The sequence below is a fragment of the uncultured Rhodospira sp. genome, assembly GCF_937138205.1.
GTDB lineage: Bacteria > Pseudomonadota > Alphaproteobacteria > Rhodospirillales > Rhodospirillaceae > Rhodospira.
The window spans coordinates 23,963-32,963 of the sequence record NZ_CAKZOT010000017.1 but is presented as its reverse complement, the minus strand read 5'-3'; the positions used below and the strand labels follow the sequence as shown (position 1 = coordinate 32,963).

Below are 9,001 nucleotides of genomic sequence, written 5' to 3'. Positions count from 1 at the left end.
AATTCCATATCATCGACAGAGACGATTTCCGGGTTTTGGCGTAGACAGGGTATAACAAACAAATACAGACGTCATCCCGAAGCGTCCGTTAGGACGCGAGGGATCTCCCAAGGTCGTGTGCCGACGGTCCGGAAAACGTGTCACGATTTCCGTCGCTTGGTATCATGCCCCCCTTTTTGTAGGGTGCGTTCGACCGCCTCCCTGGCGCCGGCCGGCGCCGGGGCGGCGGGCAACGCACCGCCACGCGGCCAGTGCCTTTGGTGCGTTGCGCCCCCGGCCATATCCGTACGACATGGCACGCGTCCGTGAACGGGCGAACGTCGCGTCGAACGCGACAGGGGGCGCGAACGCACCCTACGTTTTGCTGTTCATCCTTTAGCGACCCGTATCAAGCCCCCTCCCCGTCGTCGGGGTCCAGGGGCTCGTCCGGCGCGGCATCGTCATCGGGCAAGGCTTGGTCGTCGTCACCCGGCGCCCGCGCGCCATAGGCCGCCAGCGCCGGGCGCGCGTCCAGCAGGCCGGCGGCGCGCAATTCGTCCAGGCCCGGCAGGTCCTTGACGGTCTCCAGCCCGAAATGATCGAGAAAGGCGTCCGTGGAGCCCCATTGCAGCGGCCGCCCGGGCGTCTGGCGCCGTCCGCGCGGGCGGATCCAGCCGGCGTCCAGCAGCACGTCGAGGGTGCCTTTTGAGACCGCGACGCCCCGGATTTCCTCGATCTCCGCCCGGGTGACCGGTTGATGGTAGGCGATGATCGCCAGCGTCTCGACGGCCGCGCGCGACAGGCGGCGCTGCTCCACCGTCTCGACGGTCAGAACGTCGGCCAGATCGGGCGCGGTGCGGAACGCCCAGGTGTTGCCGGCCCGAGTCAATTGTACGCCCCGCCGGTCGTACTGCGCCGCGAGGGTCTCCAGCAGGGGACGCACCTTGACGCCATCGGGCAGGCGCGCCGCCAACGCCGCCTCGGTCACCGGCTCCGCCGACGCGAACAGAATGGCCTCGATCATGCGCAGGAGTTGGAACGCGTCCGGTACGTCGGTGTCTGTCATCGAGGCCACAGGTCACTCACCCCGGAACCAGTTAGAAACAGTGCCGTCCAACTGCATCAGAACACACCCGCCCTTTGAAACGGACTCGAGCGCCGCTAGTATTTGGGGAGCAAGTGCAAGAACCTGCTTTCGTCGATTCGTCGGCAACACCATGATGCCAGCGGCTCGCCCTATCAGCTCTTGTTGAAAACACAGGTTCTTGTCCGCCGTTAAGAGGAGATCGTAATTTCCTTCCAATCTTTCGAGAAGTCGGCCGTTTCGGATTCCCTTCCAGCCAATATCGGGATCGTTGACCGATCGCACGGCGTGGCCGACCAACAACGGCTTCAACTGAACGGGAACGTTTTCATCGAGCAGAATGCGCACGATCAAGCGGCCGTAAACTGAGCGCACGCCTCTTCAAGGCAGGCGATCAGGTCGCGTTTGTCCAGCGACGGGTAGCTCTCGACGATCTCATCCAGCGAGAGGCCATCCTCAAGGTTCTCGAACAGCACCTCGACGGGAACGCGAGTTCCCCGGAACACCGGACGGCCGCCCAAGATATCCGGGTCCCTGACAATCACGGCCGACATCGCATCCTCCATGCCTGCGGTGTCTCCCATCGTGGAGAGGGGCGCCGCGCCCGTCAAGCGACCCGCGCGCCCTGTCCACACGACCTCGATCACTCCTTCTTGCGCCGCACATACAGCGGCGAGAACGCCCCGCCGTCCTGCCGCAGGTCCACCCTGCCCTGCCGCGCCAGTTCCAGCCCAGCGACGAAGGTCGCCCCCAGCGCCGACCGGCGATGCAGGGCGTCCGCAAGGTCCTCCGGCAGGAAACGGACCAGCACCGTCCAGTCCAGCGCGTGGCCCAACAGGCCCTCCAGCCGCGCCAACGCCTGATCCACCGAGTAGAGATCGAACGGCTCGATGGCCAGCGACGTCCGCCGCTCGCGCGCGCGCAGCCCGCCATAGGCGCGCAACAGGTCGTGCAGCGTCAGGTCAAAGACGGTCTGACGATGCACGCTCACCGCCTCCGGCGCACCACGCGCGAAGCGATGATGGCCCAGGCGCGGGCGGTCCATCAGGCCCTGTCCAGCCGTCCGCATGGCCTCCAGGCGCTGCAACTGGAACTGCAGGGCGGCGGCCATTTCGGCGCCGCTCGGTTCCTCGTCCGTCTTCGGCACCGGCAGCAACAAGCGCGACTTCAGGAACGCCAGCCACGCCGCCATGACCAGATAGTCGGCCGCGAGATCGAGGTGACGATCCCGTGCCAGCCGCACGAAGGCCAGATACTGTTCCGCCAGTTGGAGAATGGAGATCCGCGCCAGATCGACTTTTTGATCCCGCGCCAGGGTCAGCAGAACATCAAGGGGGCCGTCGAAGCCGTCCAGGTTGACCACCAGGGTCGCCGGGTCGCCGCCCCCGCCGACCGGGTCCTCCTCGAACTCGGGCGGATCGGGCGTCTCGTTCTCGGCCTCGGTCGCGGTCACGCCCGGCCTCGCTCAGAGGAAGGCCAGGGCCGTGACCAGTTGGCCCAGCCCCATCACCACCGGGATCAGCACCGTGCGGAACGGATCGAAGGGAATGCCCACCTGACCCAGCAGAAACGGCAGCAGGAACAGCACGCCCAGCAAAATAAAGATGCCGACATGCTCCAGCCGCGCCAGCGGCATCCCCAGGGACCGCGGCAGCATCCCCACCGCCACGCGTCCGCCGTCCAGCGGTGGCAGGGGAATCATGTTCAGCACGGCCAGGAACAGATTGAGCAGGATCAGGTTCTCCAGCGTTTGCGCGGCCCACTGGCTCGCCATGGACGGCACCAGCGGCAGCAGGTGAATGAGCAGCGCGGCCGCAAAGGCCATCAGCAGGTTGGAGGCCGGCCCCGCCGCCGCCACCAGGACCATGTCGCGGCGCGGACTGCGCAGGCGGCCGAAGTTCACCGGCACCGGCTTGGCCCATCCGAACAGGAACGGTGCCCCGCTGATGAACAAGAGGCCGGGCAAGGCCACCGTGCCGACCGGATCCACATGCCGGATCGGGTTGGCGGACACTCGTCCCAGACGATGCGCCGTGTCATCCCCCAGCTTCCAGGCGGCCCAGCCGTGCGCGGCCTCGTGCAGCGTGATGGCCAGCAGCACCGGGATCACCCAGGTCGTGGCGGTGACAATCAGGTCGGGACTCATGCCTGCATCAACTCCTCAAGGCGGGCCAGGGCCGCGTCGGGATCAAACGGCGCCGGCGGCCGCAAGACCGCCCGGGCGCGCGCCAGACGCGCCTGGCCGGCCGCATCCAGGGGACGACAGCCCTCCACCACCGCCTGCATCTCCGCCAGATCCCCGTTGCAGTGCAGGACGACGTCGCAGCCGGCGTCCAGCGAGCGGCGTGCCCGTGCCTGGAACGATCCATCCAAGGCCTTCATCGAGATGTCATCGGTGATCAACAGGCCATCAAATCCAATATGGGATCGGATCACGTCCCGGACCACCACGGGCGAGATCGTCGCCGCCGCCGTGGGATCGATGGCCGTATAGACGACATGCGCCGTCATGCCCAGGGCCGCCCCGGCCAGCGCCCGGAAGGGCACGAAGTCGGTGGCGTCCAGCGCGTCCCTCGGCGCGTCGACCACGGGCAGCGACAGGTGGGAATCGGCGCGTGCCCGGCCGTGCCCGGGCAGGTGCTTGATCACCGGCAACACGCCCCCCTCCAGCAGCGCGTCGGCACAGACCTGTCCCAGGTCGGCGACGGCCTTCGGGTTGGCGCCAAACGCCCGATCGCCGATCACGTCGTGCCCCGACGGATCGACCACGTCGAGCAGCGGCAGGCAATCCACATCAATGCCGAGCGCGGCGAGTTCATGCGCGATCAGGCGGGTGTTCAGGCGCACCGCCTCGCGACCCGCCGTCGGGTCGCGGTCATACAGCGGGACGAACGCGCCCTGCGGCGGGGCCGCGCGCCAGTGCGGCGGTCCCAGCCGGCGCACGCGTCCGCCTTCCTGGTCGATCAGGATCAACGCATCGGCGCCGCCGGACAGCGACCGGAGGTCGGCCACCAGGTCCGCCACTTGCGCCGGCGTCTCGATATTCCGGCTGAACAGGATGAATCCGGCCGGCCGAGCCTCCGCGAACAGGGCGCGTTCCTGCGGTGTCGGAGACGGACCGGCGCATCCCAGGATGGCCGCCAGGGGCGCGTCAGTCACGGACAACAAGGCACTCCACGTCGCGGCGCCTCAGATCGCGGCACAGGGTCTCCGCCGCCGCCGCGTCCGGCAAGGGACCGGCCCGCAGTCGATAGAACTGCCCCAGGTCGCCGAGATCGGCATAGACGATCACATGCGGCACATCGCCGAGCAGGTCCGGGTGCGCGTCGCGAAGCTGGGTCCACTGCTTCTCCGCCAAGCCCCGCTCGCGGAAAGCGGCCAGTTGCACCTGCGGTCCCTGGTCGGCGACGGCGGCCACGTTCTCGGCCGGCGCGGGTGCCGGGGTTGGCGCCGGGGTCGGCGTTGGCCCTGGTGCTGGCGGCGCCTCGGCGACCTCCGGGTCCGGCGCGGGAGCGGGCGCCTCCGCCTCGGCGGGCGGAGCGGGGGCTTCCTCGGGTTCCGGGGCCGGCACCGCCGTCGCCGTATCCTCGACCGGGTCGGCCGACTGTTGCCCGGCGGTCTCGTCCGGATCCTCGGCCGTTGCTGCCTCCGTCGGCGCCGGCGCCTCGCCGGCGCCCTCCGGCTCGGCCACGGGCTCGGCCACTGGCTCCGGCGGTCGCGGCGGCGCCACCGGCCGCACCGGCGCCGGCAGCAGTTGTTCGACGCCCGGCCCGGACTCGACCCGGGCCCCCTCGCCCACCCGTTCATAGACCCGTTTGTCGGTGTTCTCGACCCGCAGGCCGCCCGGATCATCGGGCTTGATCTTGAACGGCTCGTCCTCGGCGCGCACGGTCGGCAGCGAGGGCTCCGGCTCGACTGGCGCCGGCTCGATCGTGGCCATCAGCTCGCCGGTTCCGCTCGACGTCGGCGGCACCGGCTGCAGCGCCACCCAGGCCGCCCAGCCGCCCCCGGCAAGGACCACAAGACCCAGCAGCGTCAACCAAAGGGCGCGACCACCGCCGGATCGGCGGCGCGGTGCCGCCCCCGGTTCGTCCCCGCCCTCAAGGTCAAGATCAAGGTCGTCGATCGGATCATAAGCGGGGCCGTCTCGCAGCTCTTCCGGATCATCGTCCGGGACGACGCGAAACATCTCATCGTCGAGGGCAATCGGCTCCTCGCGCCCGTCGCGTCGTGCCTTCCTCAATCCGGACATCAGCGGAGTTCCCTGACCGGCTGAACGCCAAAGATTTGCAATCCTGAGGCTATCACCGTCGCCACACCCTGGACAAGCGCCAGGCGCGCCAGGGACAGCGCCTCGTCGTCCGGCATCAGGAACCGAAGCTGGGCGTCGTCCTTGCCCTTGGTCCACAGGCCATGGAAGGCCGCCGCCACCTCGGCCAGATAGTAGGCCACCCGGTGCGGTTCATGCGCCTCGGCGGCCCCTTCCACGAGTCGCGGCCAGCCCGCCAGCAGGCGGATGACATCGCGTTCCTCGGGCGCGTCCAGCCGATCCAGCGGCGCTTCGGCCAGCGCGGCCGGGCTCAGGTCGCGGCCGGGCCACAGCTCCTCGGCGTGACCGAACACGGAACAGGCCCGCGCGTGGGCGTACTGGACGTACCAGACCGGATTGTCGCGGCTCTGCTCCGTCACCTTGGCGAAATCGAAGTCCAGGGTGGCGTCGTTCTTGCGCGTCAGCATGATGAAACGCACGACGTCCTTGCCGACGCGGTCGACCACATCGCGCAGGGTTACGAAGGTGCCGGCGCGCTTCGACATCTTCACCGGCTCGCCCCGGTCCAGCAGCTTGACGAGCTGGCAGAGCTTGACGTCGAGGCTGGCGCGGCCGTCGCTGACCGCCTTGACCACCGCCTGCAGGCGCTTGACATAGCCCCCGTGGTCGGCCCCGAAGACGTTGATCATGTCCTCGAACCCCCGGTCGACCTTGTCGCGGTGATAGGCCATGTCGCCGGCGAAGTAGGTCCACGAGCCGTCCGACTTGCGCACCGGCCGGTCCACGTCATCACCGAACTCGGTGGCCTTGAACAGGGTTTGCGGGCGCGGTTCCCAGTCCTCGGGCGCCTTGCCCTTCGGCGGTTCGAGCACGCCCGTGTAGATCAGACCGCGCGCCTCCAGGAACGCCAGCGTCTCGTCGACCCGTCCGGCGCCGACCAGGTCCCGTTCGCTGGTGAAGGTATCGAAGGCCACCCCGAGGGCCGCCAGGTCGTCCTTGATCATCGCCAGCATGGCGGCGATGGCGCGGTCGCGAATCGGCGCCAGCCACTCGGCCTCCGGCGCGTCGGCGAAGCGGTCGCCAAATTCGGTCGCCAGCGTCTCGCCCAGCGGCACCAGATAGTCGCCGCCGTACTCGATCTCCTTGCGGGCCAGCATGGCGGCGATGTCGTCCTCGCTCAGGCGGCCCAGCGCCTGCCGATAGCGCGCGTGGGTGGCCCGGGCCAGGGCATCGACCTGGGCGCCCGCGTCGTTGACGTAGTACTCGCGGGTGACGGCGAAGCCCGCCTTGTCCAGCAGCGCGGCCAGGGCATCCCCCACCACCGCGCCGCGCGCGTGGCCGACGTGCATGGGGCCGGTGGGATTGGCCGAGACGAACTCGACGTTGACCTTTCGCCCGCCGCCGATGCCGCTGTCACCGTACCGCTCGCCGGCGCGCAGGGCGTCACGAAGACACTCCAGCCAGACCGCCGGGTCCAGGCGCATGTTGATGAAGCCGGGGCCGGCCACCTCGACGGCGGTGACACCGGCCACACCCGACAAGCGCTCGACCAGCCGCTCGGCCAGGTCGCGCGGTTTCAGCCCGGCCGGCTTGGCCAGCACCATGGCGGCGTTGGTGGCCATGTCGCCGTGGCTGGGGTCGCGCGGCGGCTCGACGGCGACCCGGCTGGTGTCGAGGCCCTCGGGCAGCGTGCCGGCGGCGACAAGCGCCGCCACCTGGTCGAGAACGTGGTCCCGGTAGGCGGTGAAGATGTTCATGGCGGTCCGGTTCTGGCGGGGAGGCTTTCGCCCCCAGAAAGGGTCAGGGTTTGGTGACGGGATCGAACAGCCGGGCGTGTTCGTCAAGGGCGAAGCGATCGGTCATGCCGGCAATGTAGTCCGCGACCACCCGCGCGCGCCGCGTCATGTCCTGGTCGGCGGCAAGCGCGCGCCGCGCCCAGTCGTCGGGCAGAAGCGCCGGCTCCGACAGGAGCAGGTCGAACAGGTCGCGCACCACCCGCCGTGCCTTGCTGGTCATGCGGTTGACCCGATGATGGCGGTACATGTTGGGGAACAGGAAGTCCTTAAAGGCGCGATCGTGGGCGCGCATGGCCTCGGAAAAGGCCACCAGGGGCCGGCCCAGGGCGCGCACGTCCGCGACGCAGGTCGGCCGCTCCTCGGCCGCCCGCCGCGTCGTTTCCGCGCACAGGTCGTTGATCATCGCGGTGATCAGGCGCCGCACCGACTCGTGAATCAGCCGGCTGCGCTCCAGACCCGGGTGGGTATCCGCCACCTCGCGGAACACCGGCCCCACCAGCGGCACGTCGCGCAGGTCGTCCTCCGAGAACAACCCGGCGCGCAGTCCGTCGTCGATATCATGCGCGTTGTAGGCGATGTCGTCGGACAGCGCCGCCACCTGCGCCTCCGGGCCGGCGAAGGTGTCGAGTTCCAGGTCGTGCGTCTCGGCGTATTCCTGGATCGCCAGCGGCAAGGGTCCAGGGTCGATCGCGTTCGGGCCAAGCAAGGGACCGTTGTGCTTGACCAGCCCTTCCAGGCTTTCCCAGGTCAAGTTGAGGCCATCGAACGCGGCATAGCGGTGTTCCAGCTTGGTGACGATGCGCAAGCCCTGGGCGTTGTGATCGAACCCCTGATGATCGCGCATACACTCCTTCAGCGCCGTCTCGCCGGCATGGCCGAAGCACGTATGGCCGAGGTCGTGGGCGAGCGCCAGCGCCTCCGCGAGGTCTTCGTTGAGGCCGAGGACCCGGGCGATCGACCGCGCGATCTGCGCCACCTCCAGGCTGTGCGTCAGCCGGGTGCGGTAGTTCTCGCCCTCGTGATAGACGAAGACCTGGGTCTTGTACTGGAGCCGGCGGAAGGCGCCGCTGTGAATGATGCGGTCGCGGTCGCGCTGGAACACGCTCCGCGTGGCCGACTCCGCCTCCGGATACAGGCGCCCGCGCGTCCGGGCCGGATCGGTGGCATAGGCGGCCACCCCGTGCGACGGACGGGGTGCCGAAACGGCGTCGGTGTCGGGCGGCGTCATGGCGCGACCCTACCCACCGGCCGCCCGGGAGGCAATCTCAATCACGGGGTCAATCGCGGGGCCACTCACGGGGCACCGGGGGTGCCCGCCCCTCCCTTTCGGGCCGGAGCGGACGCGTCCGGCTCAGGCGGCCTGCAGGCGTTCGAACTTGGCCTGAAGCTCTTCCTGGCTTTCCTCGTGCGCCGGGTCCTTGACGATGCACTCGACCGGGCAAACGGTCACGCATTGCGGCTCGTCGTAGTGCCCGACGCATTCCGTGCAGCGCGCGGGGTCGATCTCGTAAATCATGCTGCCCATGGCGATGGCGTCGTTCGGGCATTCGGCCGGGCAAGCGTCGCAGTTGATACAGGTGTCAATGATCTTGAGGGCCATGGATGGGGTGTCCCACTCAGAGGTATCGAAGATGGGCGCCGCCCTTGGAAGGCAGCCAACTCTCCCACGATGGTGATCGTGCCAAAACGCGGGAGCAACATCAACCGTCCGCTCACGCGCCGCGGAAAATTGCGACGGCGGAACGGGAACCGGTGCGTCGGCCCTCTCGATAGAGGCGAACGCGCGGACTCGCATTGATCCGTGTCAACGCACCGAGTGTCGCCGCCGAAGGCGTTGAACGCGACACTTAAATGACGCTATATGCAAACGCG

The 9,001-nt window shown here is 68.8% G+C and carries 10 protein-coding genes; all 10 read right to left on the bottom strand.

Features of this window, described 5'->3' with window-relative positions; all coding sequences use genetic code 11:
- Window positions 1–388 precede the first annotated feature (388 nt).
- The 10 genes from scpB to Q0309_RS02120 all read right to left on the bottom strand — a co-directional run bounded on the left by scpB (window position 389) and on the right by Q0309_RS02120 (window position 8,729).
- On the bottom strand, window positions 389–1,045 hold the full coding sequence (gene scpB / locus Q0309_RS02165; protein ID WP_299436978.1) for an SMC-Scp complex subunit ScpB: 657 nt from the start codon (window positions 1,043–1,045) through the stop codon (window positions 389–391).
- A 12-nt stretch (window positions 1,046–1,057) separates the two neighbouring features.
- Entirely contained in the window at window positions 1,058–1,411 is a 354-nt protein-coding gene (locus Q0309_RS02160) for a hypothetical protein (RefSeq protein WP_299436975.1), read from the bottom strand.
- A 2-nt stretch (window positions 1,412–1,413) separates the two neighbouring features.
- Complete coding sequence (locus tag Q0309_RS02155; protein WP_299436973.1) at window positions 1,414–1,629, bottom strand: DUF433 domain-containing protein; 216 nt, start codon at window positions 1,627–1,629, stop codon at window positions 1,414–1,416.
- 77 nt (window positions 1,630–1,706) lie between these two features.
- On the bottom strand, window positions 1,707–2,516 hold the full coding sequence (locus tag Q0309_RS02150) for a ScpA family protein (protein WP_299436971.1): 810 nt from the start codon (window positions 2,514–2,516) through the stop codon (window positions 1,707–1,709).
- 12 nt (window positions 2,517–2,528) lie between these two features.
- Window positions 2,529–3,209, bottom strand: coding sequence for a site-2 protease family protein (locus tag Q0309_RS02145; RefSeq protein WP_299436969.1), 681 nt, complete (start codon window positions 3,207–3,209; stop codon window positions 2,529–2,531).
- Complete coding sequence (nagZ, locus tag Q0309_RS02140; protein ID WP_366940545.1) at window positions 3,206–4,222, bottom strand: beta-N-acetylhexosaminidase; 1,017 nt, start codon at window positions 4,220–4,222, stop codon at window positions 3,206–3,208. The genes Q0309_RS02145 and nagZ overlap by 4 nt, the downstream gene beginning before the upstream one ends.
- Window positions 4,215–5,315, bottom strand: a complete 1,101-nt coding sequence (locus Q0309_RS02135) for an SPOR domain-containing protein (RefSeq protein WP_299436965.1) — start codon at window positions 5,313–5,315, stop codon at window positions 4,215–4,217. The genes nagZ and Q0309_RS02135 overlap by 8 nt, the downstream gene beginning before the upstream one ends.
- Window positions 5,315–7,090, bottom strand: coding sequence for an arginine--tRNA ligase (gene argS, locus Q0309_RS02130; RefSeq protein WP_299436963.1), 1,776 nt, complete (start codon window positions 7,088–7,090; stop codon window positions 5,315–5,317). Before argS ends, Q0309_RS02135 begins: the two co-directional genes overlap by 1 nt.
- Before the next feature lie 43 nt (window positions 7,091–7,133).
- Entirely contained in the window at window positions 7,134–8,357 is a 1,224-nt protein-coding gene (locus tag Q0309_RS02125; protein ID WP_299436961.1) for a deoxyguanosinetriphosphate triphosphohydrolase, read from the bottom strand.
- Between the two features lie 123 nt (window positions 8,358–8,480).
- Window positions 8,481–8,729 carry a YfhL family 4Fe-4S dicluster ferredoxin gene (locus Q0309_RS02120; protein ID WP_299436959.1) on the bottom strand — a complete coding sequence of 83 codons (249 nt, stop codon included), beginning with the start codon at window positions 8,727–8,729 and terminating at the stop codon, window positions 8,481–8,483.
- Window positions 8,730–9,001 lie beyond the last annotated feature (272 nt).

Bases quoted from the DNA above. Each gene is read 5' to 3' on its own strand.
- scpB (WP_299436978.1), bottom strand. From the start codon at position 1,045: ATGACAGACACCGACGTACCGGACGCGTTCCAACTCCTGCGCATGATC.
- Q0309_RS02155 (WP_299436973.1), bottom strand. From the start codon at position 1,629: ATGGAGGATGCGATGTCGGCCGTGATTGTCAGGGACCCGGATATCTTG.
- Q0309_RS02145 (WP_299436969.1), bottom strand. From the start codon at position 3,209: ATGAGTCCCGACCTGATTGTCACCGCCACGACCTGGGTGATCCCGGTG.
- Q0309_RS02135 (WP_299436965.1), bottom strand. From the start codon at position 5,315: ATGTCCGGATTGAGGAAGGCACGACGCGACGGGCGCGAGGAGCCGATT.
- argS (WP_299436963.1), bottom strand. From the start codon at position 7,090: ATGAACATCTTCACCGCCTACCGGGACCACGTTCTCGACCAGGTGGCG.
- Q0309_RS02125 (WP_299436961.1), bottom strand. From the start codon at position 8,357: ATGACGCCGCCCGACACCGACGCCGTTTCGGCACCCCGTCCGTCGCAC.
- Q0309_RS02120 (WP_299436959.1), bottom strand. From the start codon at position 8,729: ATGGCCCTCAAGATCATTGACACCTGTATCAACTGCGACGCTTGCCCG.